The 22,113-nt window shown below is 62.9% G+C and carries 15 protein-coding genes; 9 read left to right on the forward strand and 6 right to left on the reverse strand.

The features are described 5' to 3' along the window. Positions 1-437: 437 nt before the first annotated feature. Complete coding sequence (gene rpoD / locus ACQ4WQ_RS24610) at positions 438-2,990, forward strand: RNA polymerase sigma factor RpoD (RefSeq protein ID WP_436500682.1); 2,553 nt, start codon at positions 438-440, stop codon at positions 2,988-2,990. 64 nt (positions 2,991-3,054) lie between these two features. On the opposite strand, the gene ACQ4WQ_RS24615 is transcribed toward rpoD, so the two are convergent. From ACQ4WQ_RS24615 to ppc, 3 genes are all read right to left on the reverse strand, one after another. Continuing rightward, positions 3,055-4,194, reverse strand: coding sequence for an HAF repeat-containing protein (locus tag ACQ4WQ_RS24615; RefSeq protein WP_436500684.1), 1,140 nt, complete (start codon positions 4,192-4,194; stop codon positions 3,055-3,057). A 63-nt stretch (positions 4,195-4,257) separates the two neighbouring features. Beyond that, positions 4,258-6,045 carry a PAS domain-containing sensor histidine kinase gene (locus ACQ4WQ_RS24620; protein WP_436500686.1) on the reverse strand — a complete coding sequence of 596 codons (1,788 nt, stop codon included), beginning with the start codon at positions 6,043-6,045 and terminating at the stop codon, positions 4,258-4,260. Positions 6,046-6,222: 177 nt separating this feature from the next. Next, positions 6,223-9,063, reverse strand: coding sequence for a phosphoenolpyruvate carboxylase (ppc, locus tag ACQ4WQ_RS24625; protein WP_436500688.1), 2,841 nt, complete (start codon positions 9,061-9,063; stop codon positions 6,223-6,225). A gap of 237 nt (positions 9,064-9,300) precedes the next feature. Here ppc and hemC point away from each other — a divergent pair, with 237 nt between their 5' ends. The 4 genes from hemC to ACQ4WQ_RS24645 are packed head-to-tail and all read left to right on the forward strand — an operon-like array spanning position 9,301 to position 13,426. Then, complete coding sequence (gene hemC, locus ACQ4WQ_RS24630; protein WP_436500690.1) at positions 9,301-10,305, forward strand: hydroxymethylbilane synthase; 1,005 nt, start codon at positions 9,301-9,303, stop codon at positions 10,303-10,305. Next, positions 10,298-11,080, forward strand: a complete 783-nt coding sequence (locus ACQ4WQ_RS24635) for a uroporphyrinogen-III synthase (protein WP_326456223.1) — start codon at positions 10,298-10,300, stop codon at positions 11,078-11,080. Before hemC ends, ACQ4WQ_RS24635 begins: the two co-directional genes overlap by 8 nt. Then, positions 11,077-12,225, forward strand: a complete 1,149-nt coding sequence (locus tag ACQ4WQ_RS24640; protein WP_326456217.1) for a uroporphyrinogen-III C-methyltransferase — start codon at positions 11,077-11,079, stop codon at positions 12,223-12,225. The genes ACQ4WQ_RS24635 and ACQ4WQ_RS24640 overlap by 4 nt, the downstream gene beginning before the upstream one ends. 4 nt (positions 12,226-12,229) lie before the next feature. Further along, positions 12,230-13,426 (forward strand): heme biosynthesis protein HemY, encoded by a 1,197-nt coding sequence (locus ACQ4WQ_RS24645; RefSeq protein ID WP_436500692.1) that lies wholly within the window; start codon positions 12,230-12,232, stop codon positions 13,424-13,426. Between the two features lie 96 nt (positions 13,427-13,522). On the opposite strand, the gene ACQ4WQ_RS24650 is transcribed toward ACQ4WQ_RS24645, so the two are convergent. After that, positions 13,523-15,949: a membrane-bound PQQ-dependent dehydrogenase, glucose/quinate/shikimate family gene (locus tag ACQ4WQ_RS24650; protein ID WP_436500694.1), complete on the reverse strand. Its 2,427-nt coding sequence runs from the start codon at positions 15,947-15,949 to the stop codon at positions 13,523-13,525. A 636-nt stretch (positions 15,950-16,585) separates the two neighbouring features. On the opposite strand from ACQ4WQ_RS24650, the gene ppa reads away from it, so the two are divergent. Continuing rightward, entirely contained in the window at positions 16,586-17,134 is a 549-nt protein-coding gene (ppa, locus tag ACQ4WQ_RS24655) for an inorganic diphosphatase (protein ID WP_326456220.1), read from the forward strand. A gap of 193 nt (positions 17,135-17,327) precedes the next feature. Beyond that, positions 17,328-17,909: an HdeD family acid-resistance protein gene (locus ACQ4WQ_RS24660; protein ID WP_326456221.1), complete on the forward strand. Its 582-nt coding sequence runs from the start codon at positions 17,328-17,330 to the stop codon at positions 17,907-17,909. 55 nt (positions 17,910-17,964) lie between these two features. Here the strand turns inward: ACQ4WQ_RS24660 and ACQ4WQ_RS24665 are convergent, their stop codons facing one another. Beyond that, positions 17,965-19,098: a GNAT family N-acetyltransferase gene (locus tag ACQ4WQ_RS24665; RefSeq protein ID WP_436500770.1), complete on the reverse strand. Its 1,134-nt coding sequence runs from the start codon at positions 19,096-19,098 to the stop codon at positions 17,965-17,967. Between the two features lie 102 nt (positions 19,099-19,200). Here ACQ4WQ_RS24665 and ACQ4WQ_RS24670 point away from each other — a divergent pair, with 102 nt between their 5' ends. Then, entirely contained in the window at positions 19,201-20,817 is a 1,617-nt protein-coding gene (locus ACQ4WQ_RS24670) for an NAD+ synthase (protein ID WP_436500697.1), read from the forward strand. A 172-nt stretch (positions 20,818-20,989) separates the two neighbouring features. Next, the gene (locus tag ACQ4WQ_RS24675) at positions 20,990-21,328 is read left to right on the forward strand and encodes a P-II family nitrogen regulator (RefSeq protein ID WP_034758685.1); all 339 of its coding nucleotides are present in this window, start codon (positions 20,990-20,992) and stop codon (positions 21,326-21,328) included. A gap of 135 nt (positions 21,329-21,463) precedes the next feature. Here the strand turns inward: ACQ4WQ_RS24675 and ACQ4WQ_RS24680 are convergent, their stop codons facing one another. After that, a complete protein-coding gene (locus ACQ4WQ_RS24680; protein ID WP_034786156.1) occupies positions 21,464-22,093 on the reverse strand; it encodes a trimeric intracellular cation channel family protein in 630 nt (209 codons plus the stop codon). Positions 22,094-22,113 lie beyond the last annotated feature (20 nt).

The raw sequence follows: 22,113 nt of genomic DNA on the forward strand, positions 1-22,113 counted from the left end.
GTATAATGTCGGCTTGCGCTGATGACTGGACCCCGTATTTGACGGTCTGGCTCAGGTGTGCAGGGGATAGGAGCAGTGCGGTGCAGGGTCATCATTATTGACATTTTTGATATCAGATATTTTGCTTATCAATTATCCAGATAACTGGCCTTCGTGCATAATCTTGCTCTCCGCTGTGTCTTCACTGAACAACAATAGATTCAAGCCCGTTCTGGTACGGGCTTTTTTTCATTCCGCAATGTACATCGCTTATTTATCTGACCCGGCTTCGGCCCCGCCGCCGCTGGATGCGCGGGCTTTGAACGTCCCGATAGACAGGCGCCGCTGCCCTTGACGGCAGCCGCAACAATACGCTCCATCGAGTCCGGTTTCGCAGGCTTAGGTGGAATCATTCACTTCGCGCCGACACCATCTGGTCTCGCATTAAGAGATATCTCATGAAGAATACGCCAAAAACTTTAACGTTGTCCGCCAAGGCGCCACGCCCAGCTGCGGCACCACTTGCCGTACCCAAAACGACTTTATCTTACTTCATCGATAATGCGCAAGCGAATCCGGAAGCCACCGTCACGACGGCGCCGACCGTCGTCACCGTGGTGAAGAAAAGCCGCTCGCGCCTGGCTGCCGTGCCGCCGGCCGAGCCGGCTGCCGAAGCGCCAGCGGCGGCTGTCGAAGCCGTTGCCGAAGTGACCGAAGTGGCCGACGCCGCACCGGTCAAGACGCCGAGCGTGAAGATCGCCCCCGGCGCCAAGGCCCCGGCCGCGCCGCGCAAGGTCAGCGAAAGCGCCGCCACGAACAAAGTGGTGACGGCAGCCCGTTCGAAAGTCGTGCGTGCCAAGCCAGAAGCGGCGCCCGTAACCATCATCACCGGCGCGCAAGTGGTCAGCAAGACCACGGACGCCGATGCCCTGGCCGCCATCGATACCTCGAATTACTTCTTGCCGACCGTCAAGGTGCCGGGCCGCCGCGGCCGCAAGCCGAGCGAATTCACGCCGGAAAACGATGAAGTGGCAGCACTGAACGCCGTCGAACGCGCCGAACTGAAGGCCGTGTCGAAAGCGCGCGACCGCAAGGCCAAGGGCGGCCTGGCGGACGCGCTCGGCGATCCGGAAGCCTCGGCAGCGGACCTGGAACGCCGCCGCAAGCAGATCACCGGCTTGATCAACATGGGCAAGGAACGCGGTTTCCTCACCTATGCCGAGATCAATGACCAATTGCCGGAAAACATCATCGATCCGGAAGCGATCGAAGGCATCATCGCCACCTTCAACGACATGGGCATCGCCGTCTACGAGCGCGCCCCTGACGCGGAAAGCCTGTTGTTGACCGACAACGTCGCCACCGTCACCAGCGACGATGAAGTGGAAGCGGCTGCCGCGACCGCCTTGTCCACCGTCGACTCCGACTTCGGCCGCACCACCGACCCCGTGCGCATGTACATGCGTGAAATGGGCGCCGTGGCGCTGCTGACGCGCGAAGGCGAGATCGAGATCGCCAAGCGCATCGAAGGCGGCCTGAAGGACATGATCCAGGCCATTTCCGCCTGCCCGACCACCATCGGCGAAATCGTCGCCCTGTCGCAGAAGATCGCGCGCGACGAAATCAAGGTCGATGAAGTGGTCGATGGCTTTGTCGATTTGAACGAAAGCAATGCCCCGGCGCCTGCCGCTGCCGCCGCGCCCGTCGCCGCCAGCGGTGACGACGAGGAAGAGGAAGAAGAAGCCGAGGAAGAAGACGGCGACGCCAATGGCGGCGCGGCCGGTTTCTCCAGCGAGCAACTGGCTCAGCTGAAAAAGAATGCGTTGGAGAAATTCAACGTCATTTCGACGCAGTACGACAAGATGCGCAAGGCGCCCGAGGGTTACAACTCGAAAGCCTACATCAAGGCGCAGGAAGCCATTTCGCAGGAATTGCTGGGTATCCGCTTCACGGCCAAGGTCGTGGAAAAGCTGTGCGACACCTTGCGCGGCCAGATGGAAGAAGTGCGCCACATCGAGCGCGCCGTGCTGGAACTGTGCGTGAACAAATGCGGCATGCCGCGCGCCCACTTCATCAAAGTATTCCCGGGCAATGAATGCGACCTGGAATGGGTCGACCGCGAAGTCGATTGCAAGTATCCGTACAGCGCCATCCTCAGCCGCAACGTGCCTGCCGTCAAGGAACTGCAAAAGAAGATGATCGACCTGCAAGCGCGCGTGGCCCTGCCGCTGGCGGACTTGCGCAAGATCAACAAGCAGATGGCTGCCGGCGAAAAGCGCGCGCGTCACGCGAAACGCGAAATGACGGTCGCCAACTTGCGTCTGGTGATTTCGATCGCCAAGAAATACATCAACCGCGGCTTGCAATTCCTCGATTTGATCCAGGAAGGCAACATCGGTCTGCTGAAGGCCGTCGATAAATTCGAATACCGCCGCGGCTACAAGTTCTCGACCTACGCCACCTGGTGGATCCGCCAGGCGATTACGCGTTCGATCGCCGACATGGCCCGCACCATCCGCGTGCCGGTGCACATGATCGAAACGATCAACAAGATGAACCGCATCTCGCGCCAGATCATGCAGGAGACGGGCAGCGAGCCGGACCTGGCGACCCTGGCCGTCAAGATGGAAATGCCGGAAAACAAGGTGCGCGAAATCATGAAGATCGCGAAAGAACCGATTTCCATGGAAACGCCGATGGGCGAAGACGGCGATTCGCAACTGGGCGACTTCATCGAAGACAACACGACGCTGGCGCCGCTGGACGCCGCGCTGCACGCATCGATGCGCAACGTGATCAAGGAAGTGCTGGACTCGCTGACGCCGCGTGAAGCGAAGGTGCTGCGCATGCGTTACGGCGTGGAAATGTCGAACGACCACACGCTGGAAGAAGTGGGCAAGCAGTTCGACGTGACGCGCGAGCGCATCCGCCAGATCGAAGCGAAAGCCATGAGCAAGCTGCGCCAGCCTTCGCGTTCGGATAAACTCAAAACTTTCCTGACGCAAAACTAAGCGGTCAGCAGGCAATAAAAAAAGAGGCGCAAGCCTCTTTTTTTTCGTCCGTACCCGTATTGATTTACAGCAAATGCCGGCGCTGTCCCAGCAGGCCGGCGCGCAAGTGCTGGCGCGCGCGGAACGCGGCCGCGCCGCAGGCGGCGGCGATGACGGTCAGGAAGAACCAGTCCAGCGGGTTGCGGCGCGGCGGCGCCGGCGATGCTTGCGACGGTACGGCAAAGGCCTGGAATTTATGCCCCGTGTAGATGGCGCCCACCACCAGGCCAGCGTCCGTGATCTTGTTGGTCAGGTACAGGCCGTCGTCGCGGCGGCGCACCGTCATCACGCCTTCCTTGTAGACAAAGGTCATCGGTTCAAAGCCGTTGATGTTGACGCTGCCGACGACGTGTCCGGCCGCGTTGACGGCCGTGGCGTAGCTGTCGCCCTGGCCGATCATGGCGCCCAGGTCGAGCATGCGCTTGCCGTCCCAGGCAAACGCGTGCCAGCGGCGCTTTGCCGTTTCCGAGGCGCCCACGATCAGGCCCGCGTCATTGATGGCGGTGGCCGAGCTGATGCGTCCGCCGGGCAGGGTGCCGATTTCCTGCATGCCCGCGCCGGGCCGGTAGACGAAGGCGCGGCGGTAGCCATCGCCGCGCTGGGCCGTGCCCACCGCCACGCCATGGCTGTTCAGGCCGCTGGCATAGCTGCTGGCGCCGCCCAGGGTGCCCAGGTCTTGCAGGCTGTGGTCCGCTTTCGTCACGAAGGCGTGGAAATCGCCGCCGCTCGTATCGGCATAGCCGGCCACCTGGCCGTCGCGCGCGATGGCCGTGGCATAGCTGCTGGTGCCGCCCAGGGTGCCCAGGTCGCGCATGCCGCCCGCCGCGTCGTAGCGGAAGGCGTGCCAGGCGCCGGCTGGCGTCTGCGCCGACCCCACCACCACGCCATGCATATTGATGGCCTTGGTAAAACCTTCATCGCCGCCCAGGGTGCCCAGCTCGCGGATGCGGCCGTGCTGGTACGTCACGGCGCGGCGCCGTCCTTCTTCTTCCATGATGATGCCGGCCACCAGGCCGGCCGGGTTCAGGTCGGATGCGATGCTGCCATTGCCATCCTTTTCTCCAAAGCCCCGTTCGGCATAAATGGCGGCGCTGGCGATGGGGGCGGCAGCCAGCAGGAGCAGGCCGAGCAATGGTGCGGAGAGGCGGGCGAACCGTGGCAGCATGATAGTTTCCTCAAGGAAAAAACTTACTATACTTTTATTTGCCAAAAAAGCATACCTAATTTGCTACTGTTTTTGGTAATTTTTGTGTTTAGGCATGGCCGGCATGGCGTGCCTGCCGGCGTGAGGCAGATAGATGAGCAGCGCCGTTCCCCGGCCCGCCTGGCTGTCGATGCGCAGTTCGCCGCCCAGCGCGTGGACACGTTCGCGTATGCTTTTCAGGCCGAAGGCGGCCCGCTTGCCGTCGTCGCCCGGCTGCATGCCGATGCCGTTGTCGCTGATGCGCAGCACGATGGAATCCGCATCTTGCTCCAGCGCCACTTCCACTTCGCTGGCCTGGGCGTGGCGCACGATGTTCGACAGCGATTCCTGCAGCACGCGGAAGATGGCCGATGTCTGGCGCTGATCGAGGCCCAGGTCCGCTGCCTCGCTGTCAAGCGTGAGCCGGTAGCGGATGGTGCCGCGGCTCTCCATCTGGCGGATCAGCCATTCGGCGGCGGGACCGAGTCCCAGCTCCAGGGTACTCGGATGCAAGTCATTGATGATGGTGCGCACGGAGCGGATGGTGGCGTCGATGGTGTCGAGCACGCGCTGCGCGTGGCGGTGCAGGCGCGGGTGCGAAGCTGCCGTGCGCGCGTGCAGCAGCGACACATCGATGCGCAGCACCATCAGGTTCTGGCCCAGGTCGTCATGAATGTCGAGCGCGATGCGCCGGCGTTCCTCTTCCTTGATGGTTTGCTGGTGGTCGCTCAGTTCGCGCAGCTGGGCCAGGGTGTGCTCCAGGTTTTCCTCGTTGCGCTTGCTGTCGGTGATGTCGACGGCCATGGCGATGATCATCTGCGGCCGGCCTTGGGCGTCAAACACGGGTTTCTTGTGCGTCTGCACCAGGCGATTTTCCTGCAGCTGCGCGTTCCATACCAGTTCTTCGCGTATCACCACCTTGCGGCTGGCAAACGCTTCCCGGTCCGCCGCGTGGAAGCCCACGTTCTGGTCGCTTGGAAAATGCTGCAAGTCGCGTCCTTCGGCGATGTCCTGGTGGCGCACGCCCCATTGCTGCTCGCATGCCTGGTTCATCAGCACGATGCGCGAATCGGCATCTTTCAGGAACAGCGACAGGGGCATCATGGAAATGATGTCCTGCAGCCGTTCTTCGCTGCGCGCCAGGGCCGCTTCCGTTTGCGCGCGCATGGCGATTTCCGCGGAGAGCTGGAGATTGACGTCGAGCAACTGGGCCGTGCGCAGGGCCACGCGGCTTTCCAGTTCCGCATGGGCGACGCTCAGCGCGTGTTCGGCCCGCTTGTGTTCGGTGATGTCGCTGGCCAGCACGAGCGCGCCCGTCAGCATGCCCTGCTGGTCGTACAGGCGGCGGCCGCTGATCATGGCCCAGCGTTCCGAGCCGTCGCTGTGCTGGTAATGCAATTCTCCCATGCTGCTATCCGTAGCTGTCTGGCGCAGCGGACACAGGCGCAGCAAGGTCGCCTCGTCGTGGAATTCCGCCATGGAATGGTTCAGCAGCAGCTCGGCGGGGAGGCCCAGCATGTCGCACAGGCGCTGGTTGACGTGCAGGATGCGGCCGTGCGCGTCCGTTTGCCACATGCCGTCCTGCGCCGCTTCGCTCAGTTCGCGGTAGCGCATGGTGCTGGCGTCGAGCAGCTTGCGCGTGCTGGCCAGGTGGGCGCGCAGCGTGCGCAGCAGCCACATGGCCGTGCCGGCGACGGCCGCCAGCAGCAGCGACAGCCAGATATGCTCCCAGAAGTCGAGTTCCTGCCAGGCCACACCGGCCAGCCAGCCCAGCATGATCAGGATGAGGGCGGCACATGCCGTACTCAAGGTTTCAATCGACCATTTGCTCATCAGCGTTCCTGGCGTCATGGTTGGCCGCTGCGGTGCGCATGGCGCCGGAGTGGGAAAAGTATCCGACGCTAGTGTAATACCAAATGTTGTTTTCTTGAGAATATTTTTCCATCAGGCAAGCAAAAAGGCCGGCCCTTGCGGTGCCGGCCCCTGCATGTTGATGGCGGCCGGGCCTGGTCAGCCCGTGTTGCGCAGGCCGGCTGCCACGCCGTTGATCGACAGCTGGATGCCGCGGTGCACGCGTTCGTCGATCCGGCTTTCCGCCGACAGGGCGCGGTTACGCTTGATCAATTCCACCTGCAAGTGGTTCAGCGGGTCGAGGTAGGCGAAGCGGTTCTGGATCGAGCGGGCCAGCAGCGGATTGCCCGCCAGGCGCTCGGTATTGCCGGTGATCAGCTCCAGGCAGCGCAGGGTGTTGCCATGCTCGTCCGTGATGCGCTTGTAGATGCGTTCGCGCAAGTCCTGGTCCGCCACCAGTTCCGCATAGCGCGAGGCGATGGCCAGGTCCGTCTTGGCCAGCACCATGTCCATGTTCGACAGCAGGGTGGCAAAGAACGGCCATCGGGCGTACATGGCGCGCAGGGTGGCGATCCTGTCATCCTTCGATGCCGGCTCGCCATCGTTGATCCAGGCCGCGACGGCGCTGCCGAAACCGAACCAGCCCGGCAGCAGCAAACGGCACTGGCCCCAGGAAAAGCCCCAGGGAATGGCGCGCAAGTCTTCGATGCGCTGGTTGGCCTTGCGCGAGGCGGGCCGCGAACCGAGGTTCAGCTCGGCGATTTCCGCAATCGGTGTGGCCGAGAAGAAATACTCCGTGAAGCCCGGCGTTTCATACACGAGGTGGCGGTAGGCGTGATAGGCGAGGTCCGACAGTTGCGCCATCACGGCTTCGAACTGCGCCAGCTCGCTTGCATGGGCCGGGCTGGCGGCCTGCGGCGCCAGGCTCGCTTCCAGGGTGGCGGCGACCAGCAATTCCAGGTTGCGCCGGCCGATTTCCGCATTGGAAAACTTCGAGGCGATGATCTCGCCCTGTTCCGTCAGGCGGATCTGGCCGTTGACGGTGCCCGGCGGCTGCGCCAGGATGGCTTCGTAGCTGGGGCCGCCGCCACGGCCCACCGTGCCGCCGCGGCCGTGGAACAGGCGCAGCTTGACGCCGGCCTTCTGGAAGTCGGACACCAGCGCCAGTTCCGCCTTGTACAGTTCCCAGTTCGAGGTCAGGAAACCGCCATCCTTGTTCGAATCGGAATAGCCGAGCATGACTTCCTGCAACTGTCCCTGCTTGGCGATCAATTGTTTGACCAAAGGCAAGGCCATGAGCTGGCCCATGATGCCGGCCGCGCGCTGCAGGTCGGGGATCGTCTCGAACAGGGGGATGACCATCAGCTCGCACGTGCTGTCGCCTGCTTGCCAGTCGGTGCGCAGCAAGCCGGTTTCCTTTTTCAGCAGCAACACTTCCAGCAGGTCGGACACGGTTTCCGTGTGCGAGATGATGTAGTTGCGGATGGCCCGCGCGCCGTAGCGCTGGCGGATGTCGCGCGCCGCGCGCAGGATCTCCAGCTCGGAATCCGTTTCCGTGGCGTAGGCGATGTAGGGCGAGTACAGCAAACGCGGCTGCGCCAGTTCGCTCAGCAGCAGCGCCTGCTTGTCTTCCTCGGACAGGGCCGCGTAATCGGCGGCCACGCCGCTTTTGGCGAACAGGTCGGCCAGCACGCGCTCGTGCACGTCGGACGTCTGGCGCATGTCGAGCGACGCCAGGTGGAAGCCGAAGATGTCGGCCGCGCGCGCCAGGGTGGCCAGGCGCGGGCGCACGAGGGCCGCGCCATGGTGCGCTTCGAGCGAGGCGACGATGGTGCGCAAGTCGGCGACAAAGGCGGCCGCGTCGGGATAGGCGGCGGCCGCGCCCACTTCCTTGCGCAGGATATTCGTGGCGCCCAGCGCGCGGGCCGTGGCGGCCAGGCGCGCATAGATGCCGATCAGGGCGCGGCGGTACGGTTCGTCGCTGCGGTGCGGCGAGGCGTCCGGCGACTGGTCGGCCAGCGCCTGCAGTTCCGTGCTCACGCCCACCATCAGGGTCGAGACGGACAGTTCCGCGCCCAAGGTGTGCACTTCGTCCAGGTAAAAGTCGAGGATGGTGGTGGCGTGGCGCGCCAGCGCATGCTGCATGGTGCCCGCATTGACGTTCGGGTTGCCGTCGCGGTCGCCGCCGATCCAGCTGCCCATCTGCACGTAGGCGGCGCTGATCGGTTCGATGGTGCCGTTGCCGTTCGGGTACTCGGCGGCGATATCGTCCTCGATGTCGTCATACAGGCCCGGCAGTTCGCGCAGGAAGGTGATGCGGTAATACGACAGGGCGTTTTCGATTTCGTCGGCCACCGTCAGCTTCGAGTAGCGCAGCATGCGCGTCTGCCACAAGGTGGCCACGCGCGAGCGCAGCAGCTGCATGTTGGCTTGCCGCTCCTTCGGCGTCTGCGGCAGGTCGCGCTCGGCCAGCAGGCGGGCGATGTCGTGCTCGGCGTCGAGGATGCTCTTGCGCTGCACTTCCGTCGGGTGGGCCGTCAGCACGGGGGCGATCAGGGCATCCTGGAAGAAGGTGTCGACGGTCTTGCGGGGCACGCCGGCGGCGCGCAGTTTTTTCAGCGCAAAGCTGACGCTGCCCTTTTGCGCGGGCGAGCCGGCCAGCAGGTGGGCGCGGCGGCGGCGGATGTGGTGCTGGTCTTCCGCGATGTTGGCCAGGTGCGAAAAGTAGGAAAAGGCGCGCACGACGGAGATCGTCTGTTCGCGGCTCAGTTCCTTGAGCATGGCATCGAGTTCCAGCGCGGCGCCCGCGTCCGCTTCGCGGCGGAAGCGCACGGATGTCTGGCGTATGGTTTCCACCACATTGAAGACGGCATCGCCTTCCTGTTCGCGCAGCACGTCGCCCAGCAGGCGGCCCAGCAGGCGGATATCTTCTTTCAGTGGCGCGTCCTTGTCGGAGCCGGCCGCTGGAACTATTTCTGGTGCTACTGCGTCATTGAGCATAATAAAGAACCAAAGTAAGTGTAAAAGCAAGGGAATGAGGATCGCACCGGGCGTTTGGCCGCAGAGGGGAGGGGGCGCATGATAAAATTTGTGGTCTTCAACATGGACGCTAGCCTGACTTGGCCTTCTAGGCTAAGGGATAACGATTATAGCGAGGCCGGGCGCCATTCCGATACAAATTGATATCGGACGGGCGAATTGGCAACGACAACGACAGCCACAGCGAAAGAACTTGTTTTGAAAGCATCCGAATTGACCCCGAACGAATTGAATATTCCTGCCCGCCTGGTGATCGCCACGCGCGAGAGTCGTCTTGCCATGTGGCAAGCTGAGCACGTGCGTGCGCGCCTGGCCGCCCTGTATCCGCAGTGTAGCGTTGAAATTCTCGGCATGACCACACGCGGCGACCAGATTCTGGACCGCGCCCTGTCCAAGGTAGGCGGCAAGGGCTTGTTCGTCAAGGAGCTGGAAGTGGCGATGGAAGAGGGCCGCGCCGACCTGGCCGTGCATTCGCTCAAGGACGTGCCGATGGAACTGCCGGCAGGCTTTGCCCTGGCCGCCATCCTCGAGCGCGAAGACCCGCGCGACGCCTTCGTGTCCAACGATTACGCCAGCCTGGCCGAGCTGCCGCATGGCGCCGTCGTCGGCACCAGCAGCCTGCGCCGCCAGTCGCTGATCGCCGCGCGCTATCCGCACCTGACGATTCTGCCCCTGCGCGGCAACCTCGATACGCGCTTGGGCAAGCTGGACCGTGGCGATTACGCCGCCATCATCCTGGCCGCCGCCGGCCTGAAACGCCTGGGGCTCGCATCGCGCATCCGCGCCGTGCTGGCGCCGGAAGACAGCCTGCCGGCCGCCGGCCAGGGCGCCATGGCGATCGAGATCCGCAGCGGACGGCTAGACGGCGCCGACCTGGTGCGCCTGCTGGCGCCGCTGAACCACGCTGACACGGCGCAAGCCGTCACGGCCGAGCGCAAGGTCTCGAAGATTTTCGGCGGCAGCTGCCAGATTCCGCTGGCCGCCTTCGCGACCGTCGAGGGCGGCAACATGCGCCTGCGCGCCATGGTCGCCACGCCGGACGGCGCGCGCATGGCCAGCGCCGACGTCAGTGGCCCCGCCGGCGCGCCCGAACTGCTGGGCGAACGGGTGGCCGAACTGCTGCGCGGCCAGGACGCCGCCGGCATTCTCGCCTCGTGCGCCGTCACCCCGGACAACCATGAAGGCCTGGCGCCGCATGCCTGACAGCGTGGTGATCACGCGGCCAGCGGCGCAAGCGGGGCCGCTGGCCGCCCGGATCGCGGCGCTGGGCTGGCCCGTGACCCTGCTGCCGCTGCTGGAAATCCACGCACTCGATGGCGACGATGAATGCGCGCAGCTGCAAGCCGTGCTGGCGCGCCTGAGCGATTACGACCTGGTGGCCTTCGTCTCGCCGAACGCCATCGACTGCGTCTTTGCGCACCTGTCCGCCTGGCCAGCCGGCGTGCCGCTGGCCGTGGTGGGCGAGGGCAGCCGCCTGGCCCTGGCGGCGCACGGCGTGACCGACGCCAACGCGGCCATCACCAGCCCATTTGACACGGCGCGCAGCGATTCCGAACATTTATTGCTGGCGCTGGACTTGCCGGCCCTGCGCGGCAAGCGAGTGCTGATCGTGCGCGGCGATGGCGGACGCGACTTCCTGGCCGATGGCTTGCGCGCGGCCGGTGCCGAAGTCGAGTTCGTCACGGCCTACCGCCGCCAGGTGCCCAAGCTGACGCCGGCCTTGCGGGCGACCCTGGAAAAGCTGTTGCAGCATAATAATGACTGGATCATCACCAGTTCGGAAGCGCTGCGCGGTTTGCTGGCGCTGCTGGGCGAAATGGGCGATGAAAAGACGGTTGTTGCAAAAATGCAACAGCAGCATCTGATCGTGCCGCACGCGCGCATTGCACAAACGGCGGCGGCCCTGGGTTTTGCCCGTGTCACCTTGACAGGATCAGGCGACGCAGGAGTGCTCGCCGCGTTACAATCACGACCATGAACGAAATGCCTACACTCTCCGAACCGAATGCAACGCCTGGCAGCGCCGTGAAGACGGCGCCGCAGGCGGCCGACCAACCTGCCGGCCGCGCGCCGACCCTGCTGGAACAGCTGCAAAAGCCCATGAGCATCGCCGTCATCGTGCTGGCCGTGCTGCTGGCGGCGCAAAGCTGGTCGACCAGCAAGCAGATCCGCAACCTGCGCGAAGAAGTGGCCAAGCGCCTGCAAAAGGGCGACGTCAGCAATGCCGAAACGGGCGTGCTGGCGCGCAACGTGCAAGAAGGCACGAAAGAGCTGCAAATCAAGGTGGGCGCGCTGGAAAACCGCCAGAGCGAAACGCAGAGCCAGCAGCTTGCGCTGGAACAGCTGTACAACGACTTGTCGAAGAACCGCGACGAGTGGGCGCTGACGGAAATCGAGCAAGTGCTGTCGACGGCCAGCCAGCAGCTGCAACTGGCCGGCAACGTGCCGGGCGCGCTGATCGCGCTGCAAAACGCCGACCGCAGCCTGTCGCGTTCCGACAAGCCGCAATTCATCACCATCCGCCGCGCCATCGGGCGCGACATGGAAAAACTCAAGGCCTTGCCCAGCGTCGATTCGACGGGCGTGGCCCTGCGTCTCGACGCCGTGATCGCCCAGATCGACGCGCTGCCGATGCTGTCCGACGAAACGCCGGCCTTGCCGGCCGCGCCGGAAAAACCGGGCAAGGCCAAGGCGGTGCGCGATGCCAGCGGCAAGCTGGTGGGACCGCCGGCGCCGGAACCGCTGCTGCAAAAAGTGCGCGACGGCTTCAATACCTGGAGCGGCGACATGTGGGCCGACGTGCGCCAGCTGATCCGCATCCGCCGCGTCGATACGCCGGAAGCGCTGATGCTGTCGCCGACGCAGTCGTATTTCTTGCGCGAAAACGTCAAGCTGCGCCTGCTCAATGCCCGCATGGCCTTGTTGTCGCGCAATGAAACGGCTTTCCGCAACGACTTGATCGCCGCCCAGGATGCGCTGGCCAAGTATTTCGACACCCGCGCCAAGAGCACGCAGACGGCGCAAGCCTTGCTGCGCCAGGTGCAGGGCAGCAACCTGGCCATCGAAATGCCAACCTTGTCCGACAGCCTGACGGCTGTGCGCAACTACAAAGCGAAGTCCTGAGCCCATGCGTCTATTTCTCTGGTTACTCGCCCTGATGGCCGCGGCGATCGGTATCGCCGTGACGGCCCGTTTCAATCCCGGCAACGTGGTGCTGTTCTATCCGCCGTACCGCATCGATTTGTCGCTGAACTTCTTCCTGCTGCTGCAGGTCGTGCTGTTCGTGCTGCTGTACCTGCTGGTGCGCGCCGTGCGCGCCACCGTGCGCATGCCCGCGCAAGTGGCGGCCTACCGCCAGCGCAAGCGTGAGCGCGATGGCAACAAGGGTTTGCGCGAAGCCTTGAAAGCCCTGTTCGAAGGCCGTTTCGGCCATGCCGAGAAGGCCGCCCTGCGCGCCGCCGAACTGGACGAAAACGCCGGCCTGGCCGCGCTGATCGGCGCACGCGCCGCGCACCGCATGCGCCAGTCCGAACGCCGCGACAGCTGGCTGGCCCGCGTCGAAGGCGACGCCAGCCTGAAGACGGCCCGATTGATGACGGTGACGGAATTGCTGGTCGACGACCACCAGCCGGAAGCGGCCCTGGCCGCCGTGCGCGAACTCAATGCCAGCGGCACGCGCCATATCCACGCGCTGCAATGGTCGCTGAAAGCCGAGCAGCAGGCGAAGAACTGGCCGGAAGTGCTGCGCCTCGTGCGTTCGCTCGACAAGCATCGCGCCCTGCATCCGGCTCTGTCGTCGCGCCTGCGCGAGCTGGCCTACGACCATTTGCTGTCCGACCCGTCGCATGACGCCGAATCGCTGATGCGCGTGTGGTCCACCGTGCCGAGCGCGGACCGGGTCAAGCCGTATATCGCCTGCCGCGCCGCCACCGCGCTGAATGCGCGCGGCCTGCATGACGAAGCGCGCCTCGTGTGCGAAGAGTCGCTGGCCGCCGACTGGGACGAGCGCGTCGTGCGCGCCTACCGCGAAGCGGCGGCGCCCGCTGGCACGCCGGCCCTGCTGCTGCAGATCGAGCATTGCGAGCAATGGATGAAGCAGCGTCCGCTCGACGCGGAACTGGCGCTGACCCTCGGTACCTTGTGCCTCAAGCAAAAACTGTGGGGCAAGGCCCAGCGCCACCTGGAGCAGGCTTTGTCGGACGCGAACGAGCCGCAGATGGTGCGCGACGCCCACCTGAAACTGGCGCAGATGCACGATGCCTTGCAGCAGACGGAACAGGCTGCCGCCCATTACCGCCAATGCGCGCTGGCCACCATCCTGTAAGCTGTTTCTCCAGACGTAAAAAAGCCGTTCAGTGCAGACTGAACGGCTTTTTTTATGGGCGCACCCCATGGCGGAGTGCGCTGCTGCCTTACTGACTTACTTCTTCGGTACCGCAGTGCCTTCGGGCAAGGCATACGCGATCAGGGTATCGCTCATCTTGGTGCCCAGCGAACCGTGGCCGCCGGCCATGACGACGACGAACTGGCGTCCCGACTTGTTCGATACATAGCTCATCGGCGTGGCCTGGCCGCCGGCTGGCAAACGGGCTTTCCAGATGACTTTACCGTTGCTGACGTCGTAGCCGCGGATGTAGTAGTCGAGCGTGCTGCTGAGGAAAGTCACGCCGCCGCCGGTGGTGACCATGCCGCCCAGGCTGGGGACGCCCAGCGGCAGGGGAATCGGCACGGGACCGCTGTCGCGCGTGGTGCCGTTCTTGTGCATCCACACTTTCTTCATGGTGCGCAGGTCGACGGCGGCCACATAGCCCCACGGCGGTGCCTGGCATGGGAAGCCCAGCGGCGACAGGAAGGCCTTGATTTCCACGGCGAACGGGACGCCCGTCTGCGGCTGCAAGCCCATTTCGCCGCCGGTGCCGCCCTTGGCCGTCGTTTCGGCGCGCGGCACGAGTTTTTCCAGGAAGCCCATGTAGTCAGGGTTGACGATCAACAACTGGCGCACGGGGTCGATGGCCGCGCCGCCCCATTCGAAGATGCCGAGCGGGCCCGGGGAAATAACGGCGCCCTTGCCGGCCGTTTGCGGCGTGAACGGGCCTTCATAGCGGCGTTCCTTGAAGATGATGCGGCAAGCGAGCTGGTCGAACGGCGTCGTGCCCCACATGTCCGCTTCGCTGATATTGCGTTCAGGCAGGAAGGTCAGGGCCGAGAACGGCTGTGTGGGCGACAGGGTGTCGCCGGCGGCTGGATTGCTCGTTGGCACGGGCTTTTCCGGCGCCGGCACGACCAGGCTGCCGTCGCGGCGGTCGATCACATAGATGTCGCCCCGTTTGGTTGTGGCCACGACGGATGGCACTTTGCCTTTCGGCGTATCGATGTCGACCAGCGAAGGCTGGCCGCCGATATCCATGTCCCAGATATCGTGGTGTACGGTCTGGTAGACCCAGCGCACTTTACCCGTTGCCAGGTCCAGCGCGACGATGGCGCTGTTGAATTTCTCGCCATTCTTGTTGCGGTTGCCGCCCCAGGTGTCGGGGGTTTCATTGCCCATCGGAATGTAGACCATGCCCAGCTTTTCATCGATGCTGGCCACGCCCCACGAGTTGGGCGAGTTGTTGGTGTAGTTCTTGCCTTCTGGGAAGGGCGCGGTATCTTCCGGCGTGGCCGGGTCCCAGTTCCACATCAGCTTGCCGGTGACGGGATCGTAGCCGCGGATCACGCCCGATGGTTCTTCCGTCGAATGGTTGTCCGTCACGCTGGCGGCGATCACGGCCATTTTCTGCGAGACGGCCGGCGGGGAAGTGGGCATCAGGAAACCGCGCTTGATCATGGCCATGTTTTTATACAGGTTGACGACGCCGTTGTTGCCAAAGCTCTTGCACGACTCGCCTGTATCGGCATTGACGGCGATCATGGTGCCGTCCATGGTCGGCGCCAGGATGCGGCGCGGGCATTCCATGCCGGCCGCTTCGGGCGCCGGGTTGTTCTTGGCGCGGCCCGCGTTCACGTCCCAGTAGGCGACGCCGCGGCAGATCATGTGCTGGTAGCTGGCCGCGTCGCGGTTGATCTTCGGATCGTGGCGCCAGATTTCCTTGCCCGTGTCCGGGTTCAGGGCGATGACGATATTGTGCGGCGTGCACAGATACAGCATGTCATTGACCTTCAGCGGCGTGACTTCGTTGGCGATCTCGCCCGGGTCGTTCGGTCCCTTGAAGTCGCCCGTGTGGTAGGTCCAGGCTTCTTTCAGGCCGGAGATATTGGCCGGGGTGATCTGCGCGGCCGGGGCATAGCGGTCGCCATAGCCGGAGCGGCCATACGCGGACCAGTCATTGTGCTCGACGCCGGGCGCCAAGTCGGCGCTGGCGGTGGCGGCCATATTTTCGGCCGGCACGTCGCCATGCAGGTCATGGTAGTCCTGGAACAGGGCGATGACGCCGGCGATAACGGTCAGGGCCACGGCGGCGCTGAGGGCCGTCTTGCCCAATTGCCCCTGTTTCGCTGCGGCAGGTGGCGCCAGACGGCGGCTGACGAAGGGCAGCAGCAGCCAGACGGCGGCGGCAAACCAGATGTCCAGGCGCGGCAGCAATTGCCACCAGTCGAATTTCACTTCAACGACGGACCAGACGAGGGTGGCGAGCAGCAGCAGCGCCATGCACGGTTGCGCGCTGCGCTTGCCCTGGAACACCAGCACGCCGGCAACGAGCATGCCTATGCCGGCCAGCAAGTAGTACCAGGAGCCGCCAAGCGTGGCCAGCCAGATGCCGCCGCCCAGCAGGGCGAGGCCAAACAGAATGAAAATAACGCCGGTGACCTTTAATAAAGGCCCGGGCCGGAAAGAGGGAATCATCATATTCCTTTTTGCAAGGATTTATCGGTGGCGCGTTGAAAGCGCCATATTGAATTCAGGGAAGGCGTCGATTGCAGAATATGCAAAGTTTGGAATCACCAGAATGTGATAGTTTATCAGAATTGATGATGGTCTTCCGGTTGCGCCATTTTTTGGCAAGGCCGCCATTTGAATCAAATAAAACCTTCAAATAAAAGCAAATATTATGCTGGATGAGGGAGGTGCCGGGCTGGCAGGGCGCACGGCGGGCGGCGAACGGGGCATGTTGGAATGGTCGCGTCATAATGCCAGTGTAATGCGGGATGAATGGCAATCAAACTGTTGTTATAATTGGCTGCAAAAAATGCAATGCCTATTTTAATAACCATATTCATGGCATGGTAATATTGAAATGAAAATATGCAGCTATTCAAGGTATTAACTCCGGGCTGACCGTAGTAGTGCTTAAGTGTTTCTACTTATTATGTTCGGTGCTCTGTTTATTCTCTCGACGGCAGCTTGCGCGTGCCTGAGGCCCATGCACGCCACTGTTGCTGGCTGGACGCGCAAAACGCCGCCGCGCCGCTGCTGCATCGCACAAGCGGCCTGTACTTCGCTATAATTGCGCGGTTAAAACACCATCCGCTAATGAGGAACCCCATGAGTTTGAATAACGTCTCTTCCGGCCGCGACCTGCCGAACGATTTCAACGTCGTCATCGAAATCCCGATGAATGCCGATCCGATCAAGTACGAAGTCGACAAGGAAAGCGGCGCGATCTTCGTCGATCGCTTCATGGGTACCGCCATGCATTACCCGTGCAACTACGGCTACGTGCCGAACACCCTGTCGCCGGACGGCGACCCGGTTGACGTGCTGGTCATCACCCCGTTCCCGCTGATCCCGGGCGTGGTCGTGCGCTGCCGTCCTATCGGCGTGCTGAAAATGACCGACGAGTCGGGCGAAGACGCGAAAGTGCTGGCCGTGCCAGTCGACAAGGTCCTGTCGATCTACAGCCACTGGCAAAAGCCGGAAGACTTGAACGAACTGCGTTTGCGCCAGATCCAGCATTTCTTTGAGCACTACAAGGATCTGGAAAAAGGCAAATGGGTCAAGATCGACGGCTGGTACGGTCCTGACGTGGCCAAGGAAGAAATCCTGGGCGGCGTCGCTGCCTACAAGGCAGATGCTGCAAAAGCCGCTTCCTGATTAGCCGCCGCGCCAGGAAAACCGGGGCCTGCCGCCGGTTTCCTCGCGTGTGCGAGTAAAAAACGCCTCCTGCTATCATGGCAGGAGGCGTTTTTTTTGCCATCCATATCATGCTTGCCGAGGATGAAGCTGTTTCATCGTGCTCAATTTATTATAAGAAAGTTAATTTTTAATAATTGATAAGGAGGTCGATATGCATACCGGGCATTTATTCATGCGTTCGTGGTGGGTACTGGCCTTGCGCGGGCTGGCGGCCATCGTCTTTGGTGCGATCACCCTGGCGTGGCCGGGCGTCACCGTCCTGTCGTTGCTGATGGTGTTTGCCGCCTATGCGCTGCTCGGCGGCGGCGCGTCCGTCGTGGGCGCATTCAGCAACCGCAAGCATGGCGGCGACTGGTGGGCTTTATTGTTGCTCGGGATCTGCGGCCTGGCCGTGGGCATATTGACCATCATCAACCCGCTGGTGACGACGTTTGCCTTGATCGTCATGATCGGCGTCAATGCCCTCGTTTCCGGCGTGTTCGATATCGTGCTGGCGATCCGCCTGCGCAAGGCCATCGAGGGCGAGTGGCTGCTGGTGCTCAACGCCATCATTTCCATCGCTTTCGGCATCCTGATCCTGCTGTTTCCCGCCGCCGGCACGTTTGCCATCGTGTGGATGATAGGCGTGTATGCCTTGCTCACGGGCATCTTGCTGCTGACCCTGGCGTGGCGCGCCTACAAGCTGCAGAAGGATGGTGCCGCCGCTTCCACGCCGGGCCGCTCGGCCGCCTGATCGCCGTTGTGCACGCGATGAACAATGCTCCCCGCCAGCCGGCCGGGAGCATTGTTTACGCGCGAAACGGGCTGTGCTCGTTCAATTCATCGAGGTAGGCATCGATGCCGCCCCGTTCGCGCTCGAGGAAGCGCTGCACGGCGTCGGCAAAGGCAGGGTGGGCCAGCCAGTGGGCGGACCAGGTCTTTTGCGGCAGGAAGCCGCGCGCCATCTTGTGCTCGCCCTGGGCGCCGCCCTCGAAGGTGGCGATGCCGTTGGCGATGCAAAATTCCAGCGGCTGATAGTAAGCCGTCTCGAAATGCAGGCAGGGTACGTGCTCGAGCGCGCCCCAGTAGCGGCCATACAGAGTGTCGGCCGTGTGGATCACCAGCGAGGCGGCGATGGCCCGGCCTTCGCACTCGGCGATCACCAATAAAATGTTCTGCGGCATGCTGGCGGCGATGCGCAGGAAGAAGTCCAGCGACAGGTAGGGCGAAGACCGGTGCTCCACATAGGTATTGCTGTAGCAGCGGTGAAACAGCTTCCAGTCGGCATCTGTCGCGTCCATGCCGCGTACCTGGCGCATGGTCACGCCCGCTTCCCGCACCTTGCGCCGCTCGGCGCGGATATTCTTGCGCTTCTTGTGTTCCAGGCTGGCGAGGAATTGCTCGAAATCCGTGTAGCCGGGATTGAGCCAGTGAAACTGCACGCCGCTACGCATCAGGTAGCCGGCTTGCGCCAGCAGGCGCGCCTCGCTTTCCGGCGGGAACAGGATATGGCAGGACGACACGTCAGACGCTTGCTGCTGCGCCTGCAAAAAGGCCAGCAGGGCGGCGCGCGCTTCGCCGTCGCGGGCCAGCAGGCGCGTGCCGCTGACGGGCGTAAACGGGATCGCTGACAGCAGTTTCGGGTAATATTCGAGGCCATGCTGCTGATAGGCATCGGCCCAGGCCCAGTCGAATACGTATTCGCCGTACGAGTGCATTTTGAGGTACAGGGGCAGGGCGGCGGCCAGCGTGTCTCCTTGCCACAGCGCCAGGTAATTCGGCTGCCAGCCCGTGTCCGCGCTGGCGCAGCCGGACTCGTGCAGCGCGTGCAAGAAGGCATACGAGAGGAAGGGATTGCTATCCGCCTGGCGCGCCAGCAGTTCAGACCAGGCCGCTTCGCCAATTTCAGCCAGAGTAGAGACGATAGCCGTGCGATAATTCATTGTTCTAGTGTGCATTCATCACTCTCGGGGCGCCGCCGTCGGCCTGCGCGCCCCTGTCTTGTTCTTGTTTAATAAAATTAATAAAACGAAATTTCCACCATCATGACAGTCAAAGTCGCAATTGCTCAAATGAATAGTACGGTCGGCGATCTGGCCGGCAACCGTGCCAAGATCGTCGACCTTTCCCGCCGCGCCTTTGAAGCGGGCGCCGATATCGTGCTCACGCCGGAACTGTCGCTGGTCGGCTATCCGCCCGAAGACCTGTTGCTGCGCAATGCATTCTACGCAAAAACGCAGGAAGCGTTTGCGGGGCTGGCGGCCGAGCTGGCCCAGTTCAAGGATATGCACGTGGTGGTGGGCTTGCCGCTGCAGGACGAGAAGGGCGTGCGCCACAATGCCGCGTCCGTGCTGGTCAATGGCGAAGTGCTGGGCACCTACCGCAAGCACGACTTGCCGAACACCACCGTTTTCGATGAAAAACGCTACTTTACGTCGTCCGACCAGGCTTTCGTGTTTGGCGTGAAGGGCGTGCGTTTCGGCATCAATATCTGCGAAGACACGTGGTTCGAGCATGCACCGATGCGTGCCCGCGCGGCCGGCGCGCAAGTGCTGCTGGTGCCGAACGGCTCGCCCTATCACATGAACAAGCAGCACCTGCGTTATGAAACCATGCGCAAGAACGTCAGCGCGCAAGGCATGGCCCTCGTGTATGCCAACCTGGTCGGCGGCCAGGATGAGCTGATTTTCGACGGCGACTCGTTTGTCATGGATGCGGCCGGCACGATTTGCGCCCAGCTGCGCCATTTCGAGGAAGACTTGCAACTGGTCGAATTCGACGGTGCCACGCCCGTGCCGCAGCCGCTGGCCACGCCGCTGACGACCGAGGCGCAGGTGTACCAGGCGCTGGTGCTGGGCGTGCGCGACTATATCGGCAAGAACGGTTTCCCGGGCGTACTGATCGGCATGTCGGGCGGCGTCGACTCTGCCCTGACCCTGGCCATCGCCGTCGATGCGCTGGGCGCCGGCAAGGTGCGCGCCGTGATGATGCCGTCGCAATTTACGGCCGATATCTCGTGGATCGATTCGCGCGACATGGTAAAACGCCTCAATGTGCGCTACGATGAAATTCCGATCAAGCAAACCTTCGATGCCTTCCGCGCCACCCTGGCGGACGAGTTCGCGGGGCTGGCGGAAGATGCGACGGAAGAAAACATCCAGGCGCGCATCCGCGGCACCTTGCTGATGGCCCTGTCGAACAAGCATGGCAGCATCGTCTTGACGACGGGCAACAAGAGCGAGATGGCGGTCGGTTATTGCACCCTGTACGGCGACATGGCGGGCGGCTTTGCCGTGATCAAGGATATTGCCAAGACGCTCGTGTACCGCCTGTGCGCGTACCGCAACGGGGTGTCCGACGTGATACCCGAGCGCATCCTCACGCGCGGACCGTCGGCCGAACTGCGTGCCGACCAGCTGGACCAGGATTCCTTGCCGCCATACGACGTACTCGACGGCATCATGCAGCTGTACATGGAAGAAAACCGGCCGATCGCCGAAATTATCGAGGCTGGCTACCCGCCGGCCGATGTGGCCCGGGTCACGCGCCTGATCAAGATCAATGAATACAAGCGGCGCCAGTCGCCGGTGGGCATCCGCGTCACGCACCGTGGCTTCGGCCGCGACTGGCGTTACCCGATTACGTCGAAATTTTACGAATAACGTGGGGAACCCCGCCAAACCTACTGCGCAGCTCACTACCGGGCATCCGTTGCTCACCGTACTAAAGTACGGCTCCGCTACTCAACCCGGTATTGAACTTGCTCGCTACGGTTTTGCGGGGTCCCGTTAAGCCAGCTAATGAAGAACTGACGATTACCAATAAGGAGAAGCCATGAAACAGATTACCGCCATCATCAAACCATTCAAGCTCGACGAAGTACGCGAAGCGCTGGCCGACGTGAACGTGACGGGCTTGACTGTGACGGAAGTGAAGGGCTTTGGCCGCCAGAAGGGGCATACCGAGCTGTACCGTGGCGCCGAGTACGTGGTCGACTTCTTGCCGAAAGTCAAAGTCGAAGTGGTGGTGGACGACAGCGTGTCGGAACTGGTGGTCGACGCCATCATCAAGGCGGCCCGCACGGGCAAGATCGGCGACGGCAAGATCTTCGTGCGCGACGTGGAGCAGGTCATCCGCATCCGCACGGGTGAAACGGGCCCTGACGCCGTATAGATAGCACCAGCCATAAGCTACTGCGCGTCGCGCTTTGCGGCCTGCGATGCTCGCTGTGCTTCAGCACAGCTGCGCTTCTTAGCCACAAATCGCTGTCGCTCGCTACGCTTCTGGCAGGCGCTATGCAGCTATTGTTTAGCGCCCCAGCCGCATGTCGAATTTCCAGCAGATCAGGCGCAGTATCGTGATGCCGCTGGCGCTGGTCCATAGCGCAAAGTCGTGCTCGGCGCCGAAGTGCATCTGCAATAAATAAGCCCAGCAGCCGAAGAACGCGCAGATGGCGTACGGTTTGCCGTCGCGAAACACCATCGGCACTTCGTTGCAGACGATGTCGCGCATCACGCCGCCGAAAATTCCCGTAATGACTCCCATCATCGACGCGATGAAGATCGGCATGCCGGCGCGCATGGCTTCTGCCACGCCGGCGATGGCGAACATGCCCAGACCGATGGCGTCGGCGATGACGATCAGGCGTTCCGAGACGATCTGGCGCAAATGCTGGATCAAGGGCGCGGCCGTCAGGGCCAGCACGAAGATCAGGATCGCGTATTCCTGGTGCGAGACCCAGAACAAAGGCCGCTTGTCGAGCAGGATATCGCGCAAGGTGCCGCCGCCGAACGCCGTGATGAAGGCCACGACGAACACGCCGACCAGGTCCATGCGCTTGCGGCGCGCTTCGATGAAACCGGAAAACGCGCCCACCAGGATAGCGATGACCTCAATGATCTTGATCAGCGAGCCAGGCGGCAATTGGGGTGGCATCATGGGTGGAGCGCGTGCACGAG

The organism is Janthinobacterium goodfellowi (assembly GCF_051380695.1).
GTDB lineage: Bacteria > Pseudomonadota > Gammaproteobacteria > Burkholderiales > Burkholderiaceae_D > Janthinobacterium.